Raw genomic sequence first — 21,010 nt, 5'->3', positions numbered from 1 at the left:
TCCGACAGAAAGGTTGTGTTTCGTCAGGCCTTTCGCACAGACATTGCAATCCTCGGCAACCGTTCTAACTTGTCCGCGACTGCAATAAGACATCCGTAACGCCGTTCTGCTATCAGGACTGGTTCTATCCAACAGTTTTCCTTTAAAATGGACGCACATGGTCAAGAAACCGACATCCACGCGCACCACCGCCAGCCGAACGATCCGTCAATCGGAAGCGAAGGTTCGCGACGGCGACATTCACGTCAATGTGGAAGTCGGTGCGCTGACCGGCTCTTCGGTGCGCCGTCAGGCGATGTTCTGGGTGGGCGCAGTCGCGGTCTTCGTCCTGTTTCTCGTCGTGTTCAGTTCCGTCCTGCTGCCTTTCGTGGCCGGGATGGCGCTGGCCTACTTCCTCGATCCCGTTGCGGACCGGCTGGAGCGCCTCGGCCTTTCGCGGCTTGCCGCCACGGTCGTCATCCTGCTCATCTTCCTGATGGCGCTGGTCCTCGGCCTGATGATCGTCGTGCCGATCCTCGCAACGCAGCTTGCGGATTTCATTTCCAAAATCCCCGAATACATCACCCAGCTGCAATCGCTTCTGGCGAATGAGGATTCGCAGTGGCTGAAGAAATACATCGGCATTGACAGTTCCGTCATTCAGCAGAATCTGAGCTCGCTGCTCCAGCAAGGCGCCGGTTTCCTCTCGACCTTGCTTCAGTCCCTGTGGAATTCGGGGAAATCGCTGATCGATATTGCGGGCCTTTTCGTCGTCACACCGGTGGTCGCATTCTACATGCTTCTGGACTGGGACCGCATGGTCTCGAGCATCGATTCATGGGTACCGCGCCGCCAGCTTCACACCGTGCGCCGCATCGCACGCGAGATGAACGCCGCCGTTGCCGGTTTCATTCGCGGGCAGGGAACGCTCTGCCTCATTCTTGGAACCTATTACGCCATCGGCCTTACGCTGACGGGGCTCAATTTCGGCCTGCTGATCGGCTTTTTCGCCGGTCTCATCAGCTTTATTCCCTATATCGGCTCCTTTGTCGGGCTGGCGCTCGCCATCGGCGTGGCGCTGGTCCAGTTCTGGCCCGACTGGATCATGATCTGCGCCGTCGCGGGCGTGTTTTTCCTTGGCCAGTTCGTGGAAGGCAACATCCTCCAGCCGAAGCTCGTCGGCTCGTCCGTGGGCCTGCATCCGGTCTGGCTCATGTTTGCGCTTTTCGCCTTCGGCTCGCTGTTCGGCTTCACCGGAATGCTGGTGGCGGTGCCTGCCGCGGCGGCGGTCGGGGTGCTTGTGCGGTTCGCATTGAATAGCTATCTCCACTCACCGATGTATGATCCTGCCTACCATCAGCCGGACCCGGATGCGGGGCCGCTGATCGAGGCGGGCGAGAGTGCGGGCAGAGAGAAATGAAATTGGGTCGTGACGGGCCGGGCGTTACAACAGGATGTGCAGGAGGCTGCGATGCGTGAGGCACCGCGCCAGATTCCGTTGAACCTTGAGCATCAGCCCGGTTACCACCGGGAGGACCTGATCGTCACGGGCTCCAACCGGGCCGCCGTCGACCTCATCGACCGCTGGCCGAACTGGCTGTCGCCCGTCACCATCCTTGCCGGACCGACCGGCTCGGGCAAGACGCATCTGGCGGAAATCTGGCGGGCCGGAACGGGCGCGCTTCTGGTCGACCCTTCCAGCATCACCGAAGAAGCCGTGAATGGCGCTGCCGAATATCCCGTGCTGATCGACGATATTGGCGCCACGCCTTTCGATGAAACGGGGCTTTTCCACCTCATCAACAGCGTCCGGCAGAATGCGGCGCAGGGAATTGGACCTTCCTTGCTCATGACCTCACGGCTGTGGCCCGCGAACTGGAACGTCAAGCTTCCCGATCTTGCGTCGCGCCTCAAGGCTGCGACCGTCGTGGAAATCGCCGAACCGGACGACTTGCTGCTTTCAGGCGTCATTCACAAGCTCTTTGCTGACCGGCAGGTGAGCGTGGAGCCCCATGTCGTCGCCTACCTGGTCAGCCGGATAGAGCGCTCGCTTCTGTCTGCAATCCGCATCGTCGACAAGCTCGACCGCGCGGCGTTGGAGCAGAAAAGCCGCATCACGCGCACGCTCGCCGCACAGGTTCTGGCCGACAGCGAACAGCCGGAACGCTGAGGATGAGGATAGCGGTCACAGGGGCAGGCGGTTTCATCGGAAGCGCACTGACGCAAATGTTGGCCGGTGAGGGGCACGAAGCGCTGCCTCTGTCCCGAAACGCGCTGTCCGGTCCGGACCTTTCAGGCGTGGAAACAGTCGTCCATTGTGCGGCACTCGCGCATCGGACGGGCGCGGAACGTCCCGATGCCGCAACATTCGATGCGGTCAATCATCGGCTGGCGGTGGAACTTGCCGCCAGGGCAAAGGCGGCCGGTGTAAAGCGCTTCGTTTTCGTATCCACGATCTATACGGTCGCGGGAAACCCGTCGCCCTTGACGCCGGACATGCCGCTGAAGCCGCGTGACGATTATGGGCGCGCCAAGGCCAGGGCCGAAACCGATCTGCGGGAACTAAGCGGGATAGAGATCGTCATCGCACGTCCGGTTCTGGTCTATGGCCCGAGAGCGCGGGCGAACCTGAAAGCGCTGATAAGGCTCTGCGACAGCGGATTGCCGCTGCCTTTCGGTCTGGCAAACAACCGGCGCAGCTTTGTGTCGCTGGAGAATGTCGCGCGCGCGCTGACATTTCTAAGCGTTGCGCCTGCGCAAAAGGTTGCCGGGCGCGTGTTTCACCTTGCTGAACCACAACCACGTTCCACGAAGGAACTGGTGACGAAGCTGCGGGCTGCCTTGGGAAAGCCTTCGCGGCTTGTGCCGATTCCGCCGGTCGTCATGCGGCTCCTGCTTTCGGCAGCGGGCAAAAGCGGGCTTTACGACCAGCTTTATGGCGATCTGGTCGCGGACACTTCATCGCTGATTGAAGCAGGATTCGATTATCTGCCGGGTGACCGACAGCTTGAAGCAATGGCGCAGGCGGTCTGATCCAACATTCTGGATCAATTCTTCTGGCCGACAGCTTTTGGCGGCTCCATGCGGGAATGCGCTGGACGCGGAGCCTGTCTGGACGGCGCTACGGTCGCGGTTTGCTGCTTCTTGGCAATCGAGCCGGTTATCAGGCTGGCGCTGTCCGGCTTGTTGCGTCCGCCGATAAGCTGGTCCTCATGCACCCAGCCGATCATGTTCGTCTTCGGGACGATCACGCGATGCCAGCGTCCGGTCTTTCCATAAGAGCGCATCTCGCGGCCTTTTTCCACGACGCCGATGGATGGCGACTTGTCCCAGGCATTCTTGTGGATGGTGAGGCGCGCCTTGGCGTAGATCACCGAAGGCGAGCTTGCCGGTGTGTTGACGCCGCGCGGCGGCATTGAGCGCAACGCAGCCGCGGGCGGCTGGGGCGCAACGACCTGATTTGCGGGGCGCGGTGGGGTGGCGGTCTGGATTGCAGCCTGCTGCACCGGCTTTTGCGGAGCGGGCGCCGCAACGGGCGCGGACGGGCGTGGCACCGGGCCGACCGCAGCGCCATAATCCTTCGACGGTGACTTGCTTTCAGGGGCCTTGCTGGTGACGGTCGCCTTCGGTTCCGTTTTCGCGGCGGGCTGCGCAACCGGCCTGGACACAGGGCGCTGGAAGAGCGCTGTTATCGCAGCCTGTGGGCTCTTGTGCTGGGACGTCGCCCAGAGGCTGAAGGCACCGAGACCCAGAATGGCGGCCAGCGCGAGCAGGGGAGTGGACGAGCCCGAAGATTTGGCTGAACGCTTGGTGGAGCGCTTGGGCGAGCGGGTGGTGCGTTTGCGTGCAGCCATCGTCTGTCTCCTGTTCGAATCGCGATGGGGAGACGCTACCAATTGTTCCTTCGCATTTGGTTACCGGGGCTTGCCGCCGGTGCTGCCCGAGCGCTGCCCCAGCGCTGCCCGAGCGCTGAGACGGCAACAAAAAACGCCGCTTTCGCGGCGTTTCGAGGCAGGGTGGCAAGACTTACTGGTGGCCAGACGTCTTATGATCGCAGGAGGTCTGGCCGGAAGCCTTCTCCTGCTGCCGTTGGTTGGCTTCGCTTGCTTCAACCGCGTTGCGCAACTCCGCCCATTCGCGTTCATGACGACGATAAAGCTCATCGGAAACAGTCTGGATACCCATTTGGTCCTCCGTTTTATCTGGTGCCCCAAATAACATGGCGAGGGCGAAAACGTTGCATCACAAAGCGTAAGCGCTTGAAATCTTAATCGGTTTATATGTTTATAACTTGAATTCGATTTCAATTTTCCTGAATGGAAATGCCGCCTTCTCCGATTTTCATCTCGATCCCGGCGGGTTTGGTCTCTTCGCGATAGACATAGATCGCCAGACCTGCGGCCACGACGATCAGCGCGCCAATAATCAGATAAAGCCCGTTTCTGTTCACATTCAGTCTCCAGCTGGTTGGTAGTGAAGTGAGAACGCCAGCGCGTGGGGTTTGGTTCCGGAAGGAACTTTCTCAAAACAAAACCCACGCAAGCGGGGGCTCGCGTGGGTCTGCCTTCCGGTCGATCACGTCAATGCGTGATGGCCGGCAGTGTTTCTGTCGGGACCATGGAGGTAAATGGCGGCAGGTAGGCCTGTGCCATCACCAGAAGGCCGACGAGGGCGGCAAGCGCCACGGAATGGAAGAACACATAGCGCAGGATCTTCGATTCATGCCCGTACCACTGCGTTGCGGTGGAGGCGACGACGATGGACTGCGCGTCGATCATCTTGCCCATCACGCCGCCGGACGAGTTTGCCGCAGCCATCAGGACGGGTGACAGGCCGAGCTGTTCCGCCGTGATCTTCTGCAAGCCGCCGAACAGCACATTCGATGCCGTGTCGGAGCCCGTCAGCGCCACGCCGAGCCAGCCGAGCATCGCACCGAAGAACGGATAGACCCAGCCGGTCTGCGCGAAGGCGAGCCCGAGCGTCGCGTCGGTTCCCGAAAAGCGCGTGACATAGCCGAGCGCGAGCATGGCCGAGATCGTGATCAGCGAGAAGCGGACCACATAGGCCGTCCTGCCATATTCCTTCAGCAGCCGGAGCGGGTTGAAGCCCAGCACCAGCCCGCCCACCACTGCCGAGAGAAGGATGCCGGTGCCGGTGGCCGAAAGCAGGTTGAGCGTATAGATCGCGGCCTCCGAATGCGCTTCGGCCACCACCGGCGGAACCTTGAACACCATGTTATGCAGATAGGGGATCGGCATTTTCCACACCCACAGCGAATCGAGCCATGTCCGGAACTGCGGCGTGCCCCAGAGGAACACGAACACCGAAAGGATAAGCCACGGGGTCCATGCCCGGAAAACGGTTCCGGTGGAATGTTTCGGCGGTGCGGGCATGGGGCCTGCATCCACTTCGCCTTCCTGTCCCGTCGACGTCCATATCCGCTTCGGCTGCCAGACCCGCAGGAACCCCGCCAGCGCTGCCATCGAACAGATCGCAGCCACCACATCCACCAGCCATGGCCCGTGGAAATTGGAGACCAGATATTGCGGAATGGCGAAGGCCACGCCCGCCACCAGCAGCGCAGGCCAGACTTCCAGCATGCCCTTGCGCCCGGCAAAGGCCCAGATCAGCCAGAAAGGCACGAGGACGGAGAAGAACGGGAGCTGACGCCCGATCATCCCCGACAGCTGCATCAAGTCTATCCCCGTCACCGCCGAAAGCGCGATGACCGGCGTTCCAAGCGCGCCATAGGCGACCGGCGCGGTGTTGGCGATGAGCGAAAGCCCTGCTGCGGGCAGGGGCGCAAAACCCAGTCCCATCAGCATCGCGGCAGTCACAGCGACAGGCGTGCCGAAACCCGCGGCACCTTCAAAAAAGGCGCCGAACGAAAAGGCGATAAAGAGAAGCTGGAGACGGCGGTCCGGCGTGATGCCCGCAATGGAATCGCGCAGGATGTTGAACTGGCCGGTCTGTTCTGTCAGCCGATAAAGAAAGATGACGTTGAGAATGATCCAGCCAATGGGCAGAAGTCCGTAGGCGGCACCGTAAACGGCAGTGGCGCCTGCCATGTCGGCGGGCATCCCGAAGCCGACAACTGCAATCACAAGCGCTGTAAGAAGACCAAGTATGGCTGCGGTATGCGCCTTGATGTGAAAGAAGCCGATACCGCCCAGCAGGACGACAATCGGCAAGGCGGCAAGTAATGTCGACAAGAACATGCTTCCCAAAGGGTCATAAACTTGATTCCAGGGCATCGGTCCTCCCTTCCTGGATATGCGTTCCTTTCCTTGACATGAAATACGCCGCCGCAATTTCGCCGACGGTTATGCAATGAACGGCCATTCTCTCCCCGAACGGCAGTCATGTGGTGCGTTGCTAATTTATGTAGGCAGATAATTGGTAAGCTTACTTTACCAGCGCTGTCAATTCGGTGATTCTGCTACTTTCGGACGGAGAATGGCTTTATCCGTTGCAAGCGACCCCGTTTCTGCTGCCGGAGGTTGCGCTCATGCTGGCGGGACGTCGAGGGCGGCGAGCGAAATACTGCGAAAACCCGCTCTTCCCGCCATCCTGTTCGGATTGAAGGGAAAAAGCGCAATCTGACAATTTTGCCTCTTGCTTTATCTCGTTTGATTATCTAGTGAAGCCGCACCCGCTTGAAAGCGACGGAGCGTAGCGCAGTCTGGTAGCGCACCTGATTTGGGATCAGGGGGTCGCAGGTTCGAATCCTGCCGCTCCGACCATCTTCCCCAAGGTTTAAATGGTCGACACTTTGGATGCCCCGGCAGAGGCTGTGGCGTGCGTCTTTATCGCGTTGACATGCATTCACGTGTAAACTATTGCCTTGGTGGATTTTCAGCTCCCCGGCGGAGCAAAGCAGTTCAGGGTTCTTCAAATGGTTGCACGTATTTACCGTCCAGCTAAGACTGCCATGCAGTCCGGTCAGGCCAAGACAGACCAGTGGCTTCTGGAATATGAGCCGGAAAGCCCGCGCATGGTCGAGCCTTTGATGGGCTACACGTCTTCCGGCGATATGAAGAGCCAGATTCGTCTTTTCTTCGCCACCCGGGAGGAAGCCGTCGATTATGCGAAGCGCAATGGCATCGCCTATCGCGTTTTCGAGCCGAACGAGCCGAAGCGCCGCAAGGTTTCCTATTCTGACAATTTCCGGTTCGACCGGACGATGCCCTGGACGCACTGATTGCCTGTATGGCCTGACAATTGCATCAGGCCCGGCAATAGGTTAGTTCGGCAGGGCTTTGCCATCAAAGCCTTGCATTCATTGAATATCTTCGATCTTAATCGAAAGATCAGGTCCCGTAGCTCAGCTGGATAGAGCACCGGCCTTCTAAGCCGTAGGTCGCAGGTTCGAATCCTGCCGGGATCGCCATCTTCGCCTCATCAATTATTTGCTTGATCGCTTCCCTGCGGCACCTGTCGAGGGCGACGCTTTCCGTAATCCGATAATGCAGGTTTTAGCGCGAAACTCGACAAAACTGCGCGCAGACGCCGCGAAGTGGTTCGCTTCGCGGCGTTTGCCGTCTCTACGTGAATTGTCAGTCACTGACCGTGCGGGCCGTCCGGTCCGCGCTGCCTCAGGTAGACGCGCGGCCCGTGATTGCCATGCCAGCGCGGGCGGTCACGCCAGTCGCGACGATCCCAATGTCTGTTCCGGTAATAGCGACGGTCGCGATACCAGTAATCGTCACGATCATTGAGGGCCGAGCCTATGGCAAGGCCGGCGATCAGCGGAATGCCGATCAACGCAGCGGTTCGACCGAAATCATCGGAATATCCGCCGGAAGTTCCTTCCCTGAACGCGAGATAGCGTGACGAGGCCCAGCCAAAGGTCGGGCCATAGCTCACCTGACACCAGCCGTAGCCGGCTGTGCAGCCGCGCACCGTCACGGGCGCTCCGCTCGGGATGGAGCCCAGCGTCGCATAGCGCGTGCCGGGGCCGGTGCGGATATTGAGATTGGTGGTGGAAATGGCGTTCGCCGCCTGCGCTGCGCCCGCCGCAAACACGCCCAGGGCAACAAGGGCGGCTTTGAGAGCAAGCTTCATCGGAGTTCTCCCTGTCGTTATTTCCAGTAAAACGCCATCGGCGCGGGAAGGTTCCAGCGAGGGCAGGCGGGCCGCAATCCCCGAAAGCAAAAGCGCCGGAGAACCGGCGCTTTCGACAACCTTGCACGGTTTGGGGATTATCGCCGGCAGCGCGCCACATAGATGCGGCCATGACGGTCGCGATACTGGCAATTGCCGTTGCGCAGTTCACGCACCAGCAGGCCGCCCAGCGCACCCGCACCGGCGCCGATCAAGGCGCCGCGTCCGCCACCGGCAATGCCGCCGATGATGGCCCCGGCGCCCGTGCCGATGGAAAGATCCTTTTCCGTAGTGGTGCAGCCCGTTATGGCCAGAAGGGCAACCAGCCCAAGTGCTACTTTCCGCATCCCCATCTCCTCCAGAAAAAATACCAGACCATGTATGAACGATCGATCTCAAATTCGGTTGCGTCGGACCGGCAAGGTCCAGGCAAAAATATAGCGGTGCGAACCGGCGTCAGTGGCGGCGATGGCGCAGGATGACCGCGATGGCCAATGCGGCCAGTCCGAACGCGATAACGCCTTGCAGAATGAAAACCCAGTTCATCATGATCCAGTCCTCTGAGCCTTGCCCTTGCGGGTGCGCATGTATTCGGGCTTTACCTAGCGCATTTTGCACGGATGGGAAATGCGGGGCTGCTGCTTTGTGCCAGGCCGATGAAATCATTAAATTAATTTAATGGGCGCATTCACTTGGCATTCACATTGGCGGGCGCATTGTCCACCCATCGAATGTAACAAAGGAAAGCCGATATGAAGCGGATCGTTATTGCTCTCACTGCCCTTTCATTTCTCGCCGCGCCTGCTGCGATGGCACAGTCTTATCCGTCGCATCACGGCAAGCCGTCTCACGGCCAGATGCACAAGGGCGGCCCGAAATATGATGCGCGCAGATATGACGACCGCCGTCATCAGAGCTGGAGGAAGGGCAACCGCCTGCCGCCGAACTATCGCGGTCACGTCGTGAACAACTATTCGCGCTACAAGCTGCGCCAGCCGCCGCGCGGTTATCACTGGGTCAAGGTCAACAACGATTACCTGCTGATCGGCATCGCAACCGGCATCATTTCGTCGATCGTCGCGGGTCGGTAAATCACTGGCGGAAATGAAAAAGGCGGCCACTGGCCGCCTTTTTTGCGTCTGCGCATCAGTTCTCGGGGCCGAAATATTTGGCTTTCAGCTTGGGGATTTCCTCATTCTCATGGGCACTGATGATCGCCACGCTCGCCGGTTTGACAAGTTCGCTCTGGCGCGGGAAGGCGAAGCCATATTTGTCCGGACTGAACACATTGCCGACGACATCGATAGGCTGGTCGGCATGCTGATGGGCATAATAGTCGAGGACCGGACCGTCGCCGACGATTGCCGCAATCTCGTCGTTCACGAGCGCGCCGACGGCTTCAGGCAGGTGATCGAAAGGCACGGTCGCGATGGAGCGTGATTTCAGGAACTGCTCCGCGACACTGTCCGCGCGCACGCCCACGGATTTCCCTTGCAGGTCCGACAGGCTGGAAATGCTGTTGTCGATATGGGCGACCGTCATGACGCTGGTAACCGATGAAGTCACATAGGCGATGATCGCAATGCCGAACACCATCCAGAATGTCTGCCAGACGCGTCCCACCCAGCCGAACAGGTTTTTGCGCGAGGTTTTGCCCGAAGTGGCAATGGAAACGACGTGGTAGAAGCTCTCCGCAAGCCCCTCGCGCCACCGCTTTGGAAAACCTTCATCAAAACGCCGGTCGAAAATCGTCAGCACCACCGTAGCGGCGAGGAGGATGAACAATATCCACGCATAGGTCGCCAGATGCCCGGCATCATCCAGGCGATTGATCAGATCGTCCCAGCCGCTGCCCGCCTGGGTGTGGATCATGATGCGCAGGCCCGCATCGAACCATGGATGCGTGAAATCGATGATTTCAGCCCGGCTCTCCGTGATTGTGAGATTGGTGACGGCTGCTTCAACCTTGCCTTCGGAAACAGCTTTCACCAGCTCCCCATAGTTGGGATATTCCACATATTGCGAAGCAAGATTCATCCGCGTGGCGATATCGTGCCAGATGTCGATGGCCATGCCGGAGTAGGAATCGCCTTCCTTGTTGACGAAAGGCTCGCTTACATACACACCCACCTGAACAGGCCTCGGCGTTTGCTGGGCGTGTGCGAATGAAGAAGCCGCTACCAATAGTAGAGTAAGCAGAGCTTTCCATAAGTTGCGACTGATTAAGCTCGTTGCTGCCTTTAACGACACGGTATCCCCCATAACTTCCTGCAGATGCTTCAATCTGGCCGATTTCTGTATTTGAATTATATTAATATTGACTTCCATTGCAGGCAATTTATTCCGCGTAATATTATTATTAGTACCCGCTAATTAAATTTATTATATGTTCCCTCGTTCTATGGAACCGAACGCGCCTTTTGCAGTTACCCGGCTGACAAGCCGAAAGTCATAAAGCGGCAAAAGAGGGGTTCATGGAAAATATCGACAATCCGGATTCTGCCGTGCGGCCGATCACGTCGGCGCCGCCGCGTCTGCCCACCCTGGCAGCAATGGCGGTCACCGTCGCCATCCTTTACTTTGCAAAGGATGTGTTTCTGCCGCTTGCCATCGCGGTGTTGCTGACATTCGCGCTGGCGCCGATCGTCGCCTTTCTGCGCCGGGCGGGCCTTCCGCGCCTGTTCGCGGTGATTACCAGCGTGGCGGGCGGCTTCCTGATCGTGGCCGTTTTCAGCGCCGTGGTTGCCTTCCAGGTTTCCGAAGTCGCGCAGAATGTTACATACTATCAGTACAACATCATCGAGAAGATCAGGACACTCAAGGAAGCGGGTTCCGACAACAGTTTCTTCGACAGGCTGAACAGCTTCGCCGAGCGCATAGGCACGGAAATCAACCGGCCGGAACAGAAAACGCAGGCGCTCCCTTCCGATGAGCCCGAGGAAAAGCCGCTCCTTGTCCAGATATTCGCACCACGCCATCCGGTGGAAACGCTTAGGAGCATCATCGAACCGCTTATCGGACCGCTGGCGACGACGGGTCTCGTCGTTGTCGTGGTGATTTTCATGCTGCTCGAAAGGGAGGAACTGCGCGACCGCTTCATAAGGCTGGTGGGTTACGGCGATCTTCATCGAACGACCGAAGCCTTGCAGGATGCGGGAAAGCGGGTCGGCCAATATCTGCTGACGCAGCTCGTGGTGAATATAACCTATGGTGTGCCTCTCGCCTTCGGTCTCTGGATTCTCGGCATCCCCAACGCGGCCCTGTGGGGAATGCTGGCAATCGTCTTGCGGTTCGTGCCCTATATCGGCCCGGTCATCGCGGCCATCTTGCCGCTGTTCCTTGCCTTTGCCGTGGCGCCCGGCTGGAACCTGCTTCTCTGGACGATCGGGCTGTTCGTCGTCATCGAGCTTCTTATAAACAACGTGATCGAGCCGTGGCTTTATGGTTCACGCACCGGCCTGTCGCCGCTTGCCATCATCGTGTCGGCCATTTTCTGGGCGTGGCTGTGGGGGCCGGTCGGGCTCGTTCTGTCGACGCCTCTGACGGTCTGCCTCGTGGTGCTGGGCCGCCATGTACCGAAATTCGAGTTCCTGGAAATCCTCTTCGGCAATGAGCCTGTGCTTGACCCGAAGGAACGCCTCTATCAACGCCTCCTTGCAGGCGACCCGGATGAAGCCACTGACAATGCCGAGGAAATGCTGGAACAGAAATATCTGGTCGAGTTCTACGGCTCGGTTGCTGTTCCCGCACTTCTGATGGCGGAGCGCGACCGGCTTCGCAGCGTGCTGACAGAGCAGCAGTTGCAGATCGTCACTGAAAGCACGAAGACGCTGGTGGCCAATCTGGAGCAGATTGCAACCGAGGAGGAGGGCGACGATGAAGAGATCGCGATTGAAAATCCTGATGGCGATGGCAGCAAAACCGATCTGGAGCTTCCTTCCGGCGAAGGTCGGTCGCTCCTGACCTTCGGCGGGCGAAGGGGGCTCGATGACACGGCGGCGGTCATGCTGGCGCAGGTGCTTGCCGTGCAGGGCGCCTCGGCAGAGGCGGTCGCGCATGATGCGCTCACTCCCGCCAGATTGAAGGCGCTGGATATTTCCGGCAGGGATACGCTGATGATCTGTTTTCTGGACCGGCAGGCGGCGCGTCACGCCCGGTTTGCGGTGCGCCGTCTGCGGCGGCTGCAACCCGCTGTGAGGGTAGGCGTGGTGCTGTGGCATGAGCCGAACGAAGCACGATCTGTCGACCGGGAGGCATTGCGGGAGGAGATGCAGGCGGATTTCGTCGCCTGCACCATGATTGAGGCCGTCGTTGAAGGGCTGTCGGAAACAAAGCCGAAGCCGCTGAAGGCAGCGGGCAAGACGGCGCGCGCACAGTCGCGCAAGGCAACCGCTGCAAAGCCCGCATAGACAAAACGCGATGAGCCTGACTCATCGCGCTTTTGTTAAGCCCCTGCGGCGATTGAGTATCTCAGTGCCTCGGTATCAAATTGCCGCGAAACCTTTTTCGAGATCGGCAATGAGATCCGGCACGTCTTCCAGACCGATCTGCAGGCGGATCACCGGTCCCGGATAGTCGCCCCTGGCGATGGTCCGGTCATTGAGGCGGACATGAACCGCGAGGCTTTCATAGCCGCCCCAGGAATAGCCAAGGCCGAAAATCTCCAGCGCATCGAGGAAGGCATGGGCTTCCTTCTGCCCGCCGCCGGCAAGCACGATGGAGAAAATGCCGGAGGAGCCGGAAAAGTCCCGTTTCCAGATTTCATGGCCGGGATGGCTTTCCAGCGCTGGATGCAGCACGCGGTCAACCGCCGGATGGCCTTCAAGCCAGCGCGCGATTTCCAGCGCGTTCTTGCGGTGCTGTTCCAGCCGCACGCCCATGGTGCGCATGCCGCGCAATATCTGGTAGGTGTCGTCAGCCGAAGTGCAAAGACCGAGCGTTCCGTGCGTTTCCAGAAGCTGCGGCCAGCATTTTTCGTTGGCCGATACCGTGCCGAACAGAATATCGGAATGGCCGGACGGATACTTGGTCGAGGCGTGGATGGAAATATCCACGCCGAAATCGAGCGCCTTGAAGTAGAGCGCGGTGGCCCATGTATTGTCCATCATGACGATGGCGCCGCCCTTGTGCGCCTCTTCGACGATAGCGGGGATATCCTGCATCTCGAACGTGTTCGAGGCGGGCGATTCCGTGAACACGACCTTGGTGTTCGCACGCATCAACTTCGCGATGCCGGACCCGATCTCCGGATCGTAATATTCGACATCCACGCCCAAGCGCTTGAGGATCGTATCGGCGAAATGGCGGGTCGGATTGTAGATCGAATCGACGAACAGCGCATGGTCGCCGGGCGACAGGAAAGCGAGAAGCGGAACCGTGACGGCGGCAAGGCCGGACGGGACGCAGATCGTGCCCGCCGAACCTTCCAGCGCGTTGATCGCGGCGCAAAGGGCATCGCTGGTCGGCGTGCCGCGCGTGCCGTAGGTGTATTTCTGGCCGCCGGTCGCCATTGTTTCCGCATCGGGGAAAAGCACGGTTGAGGCACGGACAACGGGTGGGTTCACGAAGCCATGATAGTCGCGCGGCTGATAACCGTCGTGGGCGAGACGCGTGTTTATACCCAGCTTCTCTGTCTTGACCTGCTGCTTAGTCACGAAAATGCCTCCAGACCATGTTGCATGCTATCCCGCTGATTCTCGCCTGCCGATTCTCGAAAGAGAGGATTCTGCCGGGTCGCATCAAGGTCGGCTGCGGCAAAAAGATCTGCGATTCCGTCTGCGGCGGAAATTTTGAATACTTGGATAGGATGCGCGCGTTCCGGATGCAACCTCGCGTGCCATTTGTTGCGTAATAAGCTTGTGAAAGGACATTTCAGTATGGCGGCGTCAGGCACGGGAAGCACTTTTCTTTATCCCTTTCGCGCAGCGCTGGAACTCCTTCAAGCTCTTCTGCGTCCGGCCTATAAGGGCGCGCCGTCCTCGTGGACGCTGGAAATGACAGCAATCGTCGTGCTTCTGCCCTTCATCATTCTCGTGCTGCATCTGTGGGATGCGGACATCATTCGCGTGACCGCGCAAAGCACCAATTTCATCATGCAGCTCCTGCGGACGGTAACGGATGCGATTCGCACCGTCGTATGGCTTGCAATCGGCATCGTCGTATGGCTCGCCACGGCGATACTGCTCTCACCGAAATTGCGTTCCGGCGCCAGAGCGTGGCTGGTGAAGCTCCACGGCTGGGCAACGCTCATCCTGACCTCGATCATCGTCGCAAGTGTGCCGGTCGAAATCGGCAAGCTCGCGATTGGCCGGGCACGCCCGTTCCTGCTCGATGACGTCGGCGCAGCCTATTTCTCGCCTTTCAAGGGCCAGTTCCTCTATGAAAGCTTCCCTTCCGGCCATTCCATGATGGCTGGCGTCATGATGGTTTCGCTCTGGATATTCCTGCCGCGCTGGCGCATCCTTACCGTTATGATCTGCATTCTCTTCGGAATAAGCAGGCTCGCAGCCGGGGCGCACTACCCCACGGATGTGGTCGCCGGTCTGACAATCGGATTCGTCACGACCTGGTGGGTGGCTCGCTATATGGCCACGCGAAATATTATTTTTTCTCTGGACGACGAAAGCACGATGCCGCGCGTCTGATTTCTACCGGAAATTGCCGGAATCGCGGCCCATCTGGTATGGTAGTACTGCCTAACAATCTGTGTTTATTTGAAAAAACCTGTGCTCCGTCCTCGCGTGCAATGTGGGCTGCACCCGACGACCTTCCTACCCAGAAATCGGGAAATCGTGTAAATTTTCGAATATTTCTCCCTCATCTTTTTTGAAAGCCTTTTCGCTCGCCTGCGTTAAAGCCTTGACCAAAGACAAAATTTCGCCTTCGATAAGACCCGTGAAGGCGACAGGTTTGTCACTGCGCTCAAAAGAAAAATTGAAGACCGGATAGCGGTCTCGGGCGAGGGCAAGCTGTTGTAGGGCATGGGCTTGGGAGGTCACGCGACTTATCCAACGGGTTTATGCAAAAAATAAAGCAACAAGAGACGCCATGGGCCATAGGTCCGGCGCTCTCCAGGGAACGAAAAAGGTTGCAGGCCAGATGAAAAAAACTCTTATGACGGGTGTATTGGGTGCGGCGGCGCTGTTTTGCGTAGCTTCGGGAGCATCCGCTGACACGCTTTCCGATGTGAAGGCGAAAGGTTTTCTACAGTGCGGCGTTAATACGGGTCTGCTTGGATTCTCTTCCCCCAACGACAAGGGTGAGTGGTCCGGCTTCGACGTAGATTATTGCCGTGCCGTGGCTTCTGCGATTTTCGGTGATCCGGCGAAGGTGAAGTTTACGCCGCTCAACGCCAAGGAGCGCTTCACGGCCCTGCAGTCAGGCGAAATCGACGTCCTGATCCGTAACACGACCTGGACCATCAGCCGCGACACTGCGCTCGGCCTCGATTTTGCCGGCATCAATTACTTCGATGGTCAGGGCTTCATGATCAATTCGAAGAAGCTGTCGGGCATCAATTCCGCATTGCAGCTTTCCGGCGCTTCCATCTGCGTTCAGGCCGGTACGACGACCGAAATGAACATGGCCGACTATTTCCGCGCCAACAAGATGGAATATAATCCGGTGGTCTTCGAAAAGATCGAAGAAGCGAACGCCGCTTACGATTCCGGCCGTTGCGACGCCTATACGACCGACCAGTCCAGCCTTTACGGCGTTCGTCTGGCGCTCGCCAATCCCGACGATCATGTCATCCTGCCGGAAATCATCTCCAAGGAGCCGTTCGGCCTGACCGTTCGTCAGGGCGATTCCAAGTGGACGGACGTCGTTCGCTGGGTGCACAACGCGCTGCTCAACGCCGAGGAATATGGCATCACGCAGGCCAATGTCGAAGAGATGAAGAAGTCTGACAACCCGGACATCAAGCGTCTTCTCGGCGTGGAAGCGGACACCAAGATCGGCACCGATCTCGGTCTCGAGAACGATTGGGTGGTGAAGATCATCAAGGGCGTCGGCAATTACGGCGAAATTTTCGAGCGTAACATCGGCTCCGGCAGCCCGCTCAAGATTGCACGCGGCATCAATGCCCAGTGGAACAAGGGCGGCCTGCAATATGGCATCCCCGTCCGCTGACGGGCATTACTCTCCGGACTGATCATCGGCGGGTGCAGCAGCGCCCGCCGGATTTGTCGGCTTTGCAGTTTGTCCGTTTGCTGTCGATCCCGCATCTGCCGGGCATAGGATGCTGACAAGCTGCTTTTGGGAATTCAACCGCGTCTTGCAGTCCTCGAAGGCTCGAACCGAGCCCGGACAGGAACGGCAGGACCGAACGGTTCGGCATTCGATATTCCGATTTCAGGCGTTGCCCGCAAAGGCGGCCAAGTCAATTTTTCGGGTTTGATGCTGTCAGCCGAGAGGCACAGGAAACATATGGCTTCCTATTCTGCAACTGAACGCCGCCAAGATAGCGGCGGAACCTCGCTCCTGTATGATCCGCGGGTTCGCGGCATCTTCTATCAGGTGATCGTCTTCGGGGTGGTCATCGGGGCAATCTACTGGATCGTGGGCAACACGGTCACCAATTTGCAGCGTGCGAACATCGCGTCCGGTTTCGGTTTCCTCAGTGGCCGCGCCGGTTTTGATATCAGTCAGACGCTCATTCAATACAGCAGCGACTCGAACTATGGCCGGGCCTTTCTGGTCGGCCTGATGAATACGCTTTACGTCGCCGCGCTCGGTGTCGTGACGGCTTCAATCATCGGATTTCTGGTCGGTATCGGGCGGCTTTCGCGCAACTGGCTGATCCGCAAGATCTGCACGGTCTATGTCGAAGTCTTCCGCAACATTCCTCCGCTGCTCGTCATCTTCTTCTGGTATTTCGGCGTGCTTTCGGTGCTGCCGCAGGCTCGCGACAGCATCGCCCTGCCGCTCGGCACATACATGAACAATCGCGGCTTCTTCATGCCCGCGCCGGTATGGGGCGAGGGGGCATGGCTTCTGCCCGTGGCGCTGCTCATCGGCATCGTGGCTTCGATCGTCATTGCGCGCTGGGCAAAGCGCCGCCAGATGGCGACGGGCCAGCCTTTCCACACGATACGCGTGGCGGCGGCCCTCATCATCGGCCTGCCGATCCTCGCGCTGATCGCGACCGGCTTTCCGATCTCGTTCGATTTGCCGAAACTGGGGACCTTCAACCTGACCGGCGGTGCGCAGGTCAAGCCGGAGTTCCTCGCCCTGTTCCTGGCGCTGTCCTTCTACACCGCGTCCTTCATCGCTGAGACGGTCCGCGCCGGTGTTCTGGGCGTCAACAAGGGGCAGACGGAAGCGGCCTATGCCGTTGGCCTGCGTCCCGGCCAGACGATGCGCCTCATCATTGTGCCGCAGGCGCTGCGCATCATCATCCCGCCGCTGTCGAGCCAGTATCTGAACCTTATCAAGAACTCGTCGCTCGCAATCGCCATCGGCTATCCCGATCTTGTCGCCGTCGGCGGAACGATCCTCAACCAGACGGGTCAATCGGTCGAGGTCGTGGCGATCTGGATGGTGATCTATCTCGGCATCAGCCTGATTACCTCGGGCCTCATGAACTGGTTCAATGCCAAGATGGCGCTGGTGGAGAGATGACAATGGAAAACGCAGATCTCCAATATGTACGCACGCAGATGGTGGATGGCGAAGCGCCACCGCGCTCGGTGCAGGGGCTTTCCCACTGGCTGCGCGTCAACCTGTTCGCAACGCCCGTCGATGCGGCGCTGACCATTCTCGGCCTGCTGGTCGTGGCCTGGTTTCTTCCGCCGATCATCGAATGGCTGTTCGTCAAGGCCGTGTGGACCGGTGCGGATCGCACCGCCTGCCTCACCGTCGCGCAGGGCGGCGCACAGCCGGAAGGCTGGTCGGGCGCATGCTGGGCTTTCGTGAATGCGAAATACGAGCAGTTTCTCTATGGCCGCTATCCGATTTCGGAGCGCTGGCGCGTCAACCTGACGGCGCTGATCTTCGCCGTTCTTCTGGTGCCGCTCCTGATTCCGAAGGCGCCGAAGAAGGGGCTCAACGCGATCCTGTTCTTCTTCGTCTTTCCGATTGTCGCCTTCTTCCTGCTGGTCGGCGGCTGGTTCGGCCTTCCCTATGTGGAAACGCCGCTGTGGGGCGGGCTGCTGGTCACGCTTGTCCTGTCCTTTGTCGGCATCGCCGTGTCGCTGCCGCTGGGGATCGTGCTGGCGCTCGGACGGCGTTCAAAGCTGCCGGTCATCAGGGCGTTCTCGATCATCTTCATCGAAATGGTGCGCGGCGTTCCGCTGGTGACGGTGCTATTCATGGCCAGCGTCATGCTGCCCCTGTTCCTGCCGCCGGGCGTGACTTTCGACAAGTTGCTGCGTGCCTTGATCGGCGTGGCGCTTTTCGCTTCGGCCTATATGGCGGAAGTGGTGCGCGGCGGCCTCCAGGCCATTCCGCGCGGGCAGTATGAAGGCGCGGATGCGCTTGGCCTCAGCTACTGGCAGAAAACGGGACTGATCATCCTGCCGCAGGCGCTGAAGCTGGTCATTCCGGGAATCGTCAACACCTTCATCGGTCTCTTCAAGGATACGAGCCTTGTCTACATCATCGGCATGTTCGACCTGTTGGGCATCGTCCGTCAGAACTTCGCCGACGCTAACTGGGCTTCTCCACAGACGCCTGCTACTGGTCTGATCTTTGCGGGCTTCGTTTTCTGGATTTTCTGTTTCGCAATGTCGCGATACTCTATATTCATGGAACGACGCCTCGATACGGGTCATAAACGATAAGAATAAAGGGAATAATGGAAATGAGTGCACAAAGCGCCCTCCCGCAATCCGAGCTCGGAGTGGAAGTTGACCGTTCAAAGATGCAGGTTTCCAAAACCGATGTCGCCATCGAAATCACCAACATGCACAAGTGGTACGGGGAGTTCCACGTTCTGCGCGACATCAATCTGAAGGTCATGCGCGGCGAGCGCATCGTTGTGGCCGGCCCGTCGGGCTCGGGCAAGTCGACCATGATCCGCTGCATCAACCGTCTGGAAGAACACCAGAAGGGCAAGATCGTCGTCGACAACATCGAGCTGACCAATGACCTGAAGAAGATCGACGAAGTGCGCCGCGAAGTAGGCATGGTGTTCCAGCACTTCAACCTCTTCCCGCACCTGACGATTCTGGAAAACTGCACGCTGGCGCCGATCTGGGTGCGCAAGATGCCGAAGAAGCAGGCGGAAGAAATCGCCATGCATTATCTGGCCCGTGTGAAGATTCCCGAACAGGCCAACAAATATCCGGGCCAGCTTTCCGGCGGCCAGCAGCAGCGCGTCGCCATTGCGCGCGCACTGTGCATGAACCCGAAAGTCATGCTGTTCGACGAGCCGACATCGGCTCTCGACCCGGAAATGGTCAAGGAAGTGCTGGATACGATGGTGAGCCTTGCCGCCGAAGGCATGACCATGATCTGCGTGACGCACGAAATGGGCTTTGCCCGTCAGGTCGCCAACCGCGTGATCTTCATGGATCAGGGCCAGATCGTCGAGCAGAACTCGCCGGACGAGTTCTTCGACAATCCGCAGCACGAACGCACCAAGCTGTTCCTCAGCCAGATCCTGCACTGATCAGGCTCATCGCTCGAAATTAAAACACCCGCCGGTCCGCCGGCGGGTGTTTTTACGAGAACAGCAGGGGGCATTGTGACGAATATTCAATGGATCGAAGAGCTTCCAGCCGAGCGCTATCAGGAGTTCCACACATTCTATTGCAACGAATGGGACCAGGGAGCGCAGCTTGGAAGACGTCACCCATATGCTGGCCCATTGCGACCTGCTGTTGTTCTGTCTGATGGCAATGACCGTATTGCGGGTTTTGCGCGCGTGCTGAGCGATTTCACCTTCAAGGCGATGATCTTCGATGTCATTGTGGCCGAAGATTATCGCGGGCAGGGCCTCGGACAGGCCCTTGTGGAGCGCATACTCCACCATGAAAAGCTGAAGCGCGTGAAAAGCTTCGAGCTTTACTGCCCGGATCGGCTTGTGCCCTTCTACGAGAAGCTTGGCTTCGTGAAGGGCACTTCGTCGCTTCTGTTCAGGCAACCCTAATCTTCGACAAACCGGCGCAGGCGCTGGAGTGCACCGTCCCACTGGCTGGAAACGCTCGCGAGATAGGCGCGGGCGTCGACAAGCGGGGCGGGATGCAGCCGAAACCGGCTTTCCCGGCCGACCTTTTCGCGTTCGACCAGATTTGCCTGCTCCAGCACGGACAGGTGCTTGGTGACGGCCTGCCGGGTGATGCTGCCATTCTGCGACAGAACCACGATCGAGCGGCTTTCGCCGTCGCTCAGGGTCTCGATGAGCGCCAGCCGGGTTGGATCGGCAAGCGCTGCGAAAACCATGGACATGTCCGTGCCGGTCATTTCTGGCCTATCGTCCATTTTCGGCGTGTCTCTTGATGTTGCCGACCTGTTCCTCCCAGCCGCCTTCGTTCATCCGCAGCGCCAGCGGCCGGCGTTCTGCGGGCAGGGCATCGAAACCGCTTTCGATCACCGTCAGCCGCGTTCCCGCCTCGATCGGTTCCAGCCTGAACTCCACCAGGGTCGGCGGCTCCTTGGAATAGTCAATGCTGTGGTCCACCGCGTAAGGATGCCATGTGAAGGCAAAATAGGACGGAGCCTTCATTTCCTTGATGAAGGATTCCCACGGTTCATGCTCGAAACCCGGATAGGTGATGTGTCCGGTCGACCTGGTGCCGACGATGAACGGGCCGTCGAGCTTGACCTGGAACCAGCTCCCGAATTCTTCATGGTCGGTGAGGGCGCGCCATACGCGGTCAATCCCCGCGCGGATGTCCACAGTCTTCACAATGCGGTCGGTATTGCTTTCAACGGTCATGATTGCATCCTCCGTAATTGGCAACTTCATGGTTGCCAATATAGGGGT

23 protein-coding genes and 2 tRNA genes are annotated in these 21,010 nt (G+C 58.9%); 14 read left to right on the top strand and 11 right to left on the bottom strand.

Annotation, left to right across the window (positions count from 1 at the left end; translation table 11 throughout):
• Positions 1-157 precede the first annotated feature (157 nt).
• Genes ACS5UA_RS14190 through ACS5UA_RS14180 form a run of 3 tightly spaced genes read left to right on the top strand, consistent with a single transcriptional unit; the run spans position 158 to position 3,012 of the window.
• Entirely contained in the window at positions 158-1,399 is a 1,242-nt protein-coding gene (locus ACS5UA_RS14190) for an AI-2E family transporter (protein WP_443101413.1), read from the top strand.
• Positions 1,400-1,450: 51 nt separating this feature from the next.
• On the top strand, positions 1,451-2,149 hold the full coding sequence (gene hdaA / locus ACS5UA_RS14185; protein WP_006472435.1) for a DnaA regulatory inactivator HdaA: 699 nt from the start codon (positions 1,451-1,453) through the stop codon (positions 2,147-2,149).
• A 2-nt stretch (positions 2,150-2,151) separates the two neighbouring features.
• The gene (locus ACS5UA_RS14180) at positions 2,152-3,012 is read left to right on the top strand and encodes an NAD-dependent epimerase/dehydratase family protein (RefSeq protein ID WP_443101412.1); all 861 of its coding nucleotides are present in this window, start codon (positions 2,152-2,154) and stop codon (positions 3,010-3,012) included.
• A 14-nt stretch (positions 3,013-3,026) separates the two neighbouring features.
• Here ACS5UA_RS14180 and ACS5UA_RS14175 read toward each other — a convergent pair whose 3' ends face one another.
• The 4 genes from ACS5UA_RS14175 to ACS5UA_RS14160 form a co-directional block, all read right to left on the bottom strand.
• A complete protein-coding gene (locus ACS5UA_RS14175; protein WP_039852477.1) occupies positions 3,027-3,833 on the bottom strand; it encodes a hypothetical protein in 807 nt (268 codons plus the stop codon).
• Between the two features lie 172 nt (positions 3,834-4,005).
• Positions 4,006-4,164: a hypothetical protein gene (locus tag ACS5UA_RS14170; protein WP_006472432.1), complete on the bottom strand. Its 159-nt coding sequence runs from the start codon at positions 4,162-4,164 to the stop codon at positions 4,006-4,008.
• Between the two features lie 118 nt (positions 4,165-4,282).
• Positions 4,283-4,429 (bottom strand): hypothetical protein, encoded by a 147-nt coding sequence (locus ACS5UA_RS14165; RefSeq protein ID WP_006466447.1) that lies wholly within the window; start codon positions 4,427-4,429, stop codon positions 4,283-4,285.
• A gap of 130 nt (positions 4,430-4,559) precedes the next feature.
• Entirely contained in the window at positions 4,560-6,233 is a 1,674-nt protein-coding gene (locus ACS5UA_RS14160) for an L-lactate permease (protein WP_039852479.1), read from the bottom strand.
• A gap of 412 nt (positions 6,234-6,645) precedes the next feature.
• Between ACS5UA_RS14160 and ACS5UA_RS14155 the strand changes: the two genes are divergently transcribed.
• The 3 genes from ACS5UA_RS14155 (at position 6,646) to ACS5UA_RS14145 (ending at position 7,369) form a co-directional block, all read left to right on the top strand.
• A tRNA-Pro gene (locus ACS5UA_RS14155) sits at positions 6,646-6,722 on the top strand.
• A gap of 152 nt (positions 6,723-6,874) precedes the next feature.
• Positions 6,875-7,180, top strand: coding sequence for an ETC complex I subunit (locus tag ACS5UA_RS14150; RefSeq protein ID WP_006472429.1), 306 nt, complete (start codon positions 6,875-6,877; stop codon positions 7,178-7,180).
• Between the two features lie 112 nt (positions 7,181-7,292).
• Positions 7,293-7,369 (top strand) — tRNA-Arg (locus ACS5UA_RS14145).
• Positions 7,370-7,539: 170 nt separating this feature from the next.
• Here the strand turns inward: ACS5UA_RS14145 and ACS5UA_RS14140 are convergent.
• A complete protein-coding gene (locus tag ACS5UA_RS14140) occupies positions 7,540-8,043 on the bottom strand; it encodes an SH3 domain-containing protein (RefSeq protein WP_006472428.1) in 504 nt (167 codons plus the stop codon).
• A gap of 137 nt (positions 8,044-8,180) precedes the next feature.
• Positions 8,181-8,429, bottom strand: a complete 249-nt coding sequence (locus tag ACS5UA_RS14135) for a YMGG-like glycine zipper-containing protein (protein WP_021587819.1) — start codon at positions 8,427-8,429, stop codon at positions 8,181-8,183.
• 405 nt (positions 8,430-8,834) lie between these two features.
• Here ACS5UA_RS14135 and ACS5UA_RS14130 point away from each other — a divergent pair, with 405 nt between their 5' ends.
• On the top strand, positions 8,835-9,173 hold the full coding sequence (locus ACS5UA_RS14130; protein WP_006466452.1) for an RcnB family protein: 339 nt from the start codon (positions 8,835-8,837) through the stop codon (positions 9,171-9,173).
• A 55-nt stretch (positions 9,174-9,228) separates the two neighbouring features.
• Here ACS5UA_RS14130 and ACS5UA_RS14125 read toward each other — a convergent pair whose 3' ends face one another.
• The gene (locus ACS5UA_RS14125) at positions 9,229-10,212 is read right to left on the bottom strand and encodes a transporter substrate-binding domain-containing protein (protein ID WP_443101411.1); all 984 of its coding nucleotides are present in this window, start codon (positions 10,210-10,212) and stop codon (positions 9,229-9,231) included.
• A gap of 344 nt (positions 10,213-10,556) precedes the next feature.
• Between ACS5UA_RS14125 and ACS5UA_RS14120 the strand changes: the two genes are divergently transcribed.
• Positions 10,557-12,491 (top strand): AI-2E family transporter, encoded by a 1,935-nt coding sequence (locus ACS5UA_RS14120; protein ID WP_006466454.1) that lies wholly within the window; start codon positions 10,557-10,559, stop codon positions 12,489-12,491.
• A 75-nt stretch (positions 12,492-12,566) separates the two neighbouring features.
• On the opposite strand, the gene ACS5UA_RS14115 is transcribed toward ACS5UA_RS14120, so the two are convergent.
• Entirely contained in the window at positions 12,567-13,736 is a 1,170-nt protein-coding gene (locus ACS5UA_RS14115; protein WP_006466455.1) for a cystathionine beta-lyase, read from the bottom strand.
• Positions 13,737-13,958: 222 nt separating this feature from the next.
• Between ACS5UA_RS14115 and lpxE the strand changes: the two genes are divergently transcribed.
• Complete coding sequence (gene lpxE, locus ACS5UA_RS14110) at positions 13,959-14,726, top strand: lipid A 1-phosphatase LpxE (protein WP_039852485.1); 768 nt, start codon at positions 13,959-13,961, stop codon at positions 14,724-14,726.
• A gap of 126 nt (positions 14,727-14,852) precedes the next feature.
• On the opposite strand, the gene ACS5UA_RS14105 is transcribed toward lpxE, so the two are convergent.
• Positions 14,853-15,080 carry a hypothetical protein gene (locus ACS5UA_RS14105; protein ID WP_006466457.1) on the bottom strand — a complete coding sequence of 76 codons (228 nt, stop codon included), beginning with the start codon at positions 15,078-15,080 and terminating at the stop codon, positions 14,853-14,855.
• 100 nt (positions 15,081-15,180) lie between these two features.
• Here ACS5UA_RS14105 and ACS5UA_RS14100 point away from each other — a divergent pair, with 100 nt between their 5' ends.
• The 5 genes from ACS5UA_RS14100 to ACS5UA_RS14080 all read left to right on the top strand — a co-directional run bounded on the left by ACS5UA_RS14100 (position 15,181) and on the right by ACS5UA_RS14080 (position 20,173).
• On the top strand, positions 15,181-16,212 hold the full coding sequence (locus tag ACS5UA_RS14100; RefSeq protein WP_006472421.1) for an amino acid ABC transporter substrate-binding protein: 1,032 nt from the start codon (positions 15,181-15,183) through the stop codon (positions 16,210-16,212).
• 297 nt (positions 16,213-16,509) lie between these two features.
• Positions 16,510-17,703, top strand: a complete 1,194-nt coding sequence (locus ACS5UA_RS14095; protein ID WP_021587809.1) for an amino acid ABC transporter permease — start codon at positions 16,510-16,512, stop codon at positions 17,701-17,703.
• A gap of 2 nt (positions 17,704-17,705) precedes the next feature.
• Positions 17,706-18,863: an amino acid ABC transporter permease gene (locus ACS5UA_RS14090; protein ID WP_039852490.1), complete on the top strand. Its 1,158-nt coding sequence runs from the start codon at positions 17,706-17,708 to the stop codon at positions 18,861-18,863.
• Positions 18,864-18,883: 20 nt separating this feature from the next.
• Positions 18,884-19,693 carry an amino acid ABC transporter ATP-binding protein gene (locus ACS5UA_RS14085; RefSeq protein WP_021587807.1) on the top strand — a complete coding sequence of 270 codons (810 nt, stop codon included), beginning with the start codon at positions 18,884-18,886 and terminating at the stop codon, positions 19,691-19,693.
• A 75-nt stretch (positions 19,694-19,768) separates the two neighbouring features.
• Positions 19,769-20,173 (top strand): GNAT family N-acetyltransferase, encoded by a 405-nt coding sequence (locus ACS5UA_RS14080; protein WP_235691656.1) that lies wholly within the window; start codon positions 19,769-19,771, stop codon positions 20,171-20,173.
• Here ACS5UA_RS14080 and ACS5UA_RS14075 read toward each other — a convergent pair.
• Both ACS5UA_RS14075 and ACS5UA_RS14070 read right to left on the bottom strand, forming a co-directional pair.
• Positions 20,170-20,487, bottom strand: a complete 318-nt coding sequence (locus ACS5UA_RS14075; RefSeq protein WP_006466463.1) for an ArsR/SmtB family transcription factor — start codon at positions 20,485-20,487, stop codon at positions 20,170-20,172. The two genes, ACS5UA_RS14080 and ACS5UA_RS14075, sit on opposite strands and share 4 nt — an antisense overlap.
• Before the next feature lie 7 nt (positions 20,488-20,494).
• Positions 20,495-20,962 (bottom strand): SRPBCC family protein, encoded by a 468-nt coding sequence (locus tag ACS5UA_RS14070; RefSeq protein ID WP_039852923.1) that lies wholly within the window; start codon positions 20,960-20,962, stop codon positions 20,495-20,497.
• Between the last annotated feature and the right edge of the window lie 48 nt (positions 20,963-21,010).

The sequence above is a fragment of the Brucella sp. RRSP16 genome, from assembly GCF_052246815.1.
Lineage (GTDB): Bacteria > Pseudomonadota > Alphaproteobacteria > Rhizobiales > Rhizobiaceae > Brucella > Brucella intermedia.
The sequence above is the reverse complement of the archived record's forward strand: the minus strand, read 5'-3'. Positions and strand labels throughout refer to the sequence as shown.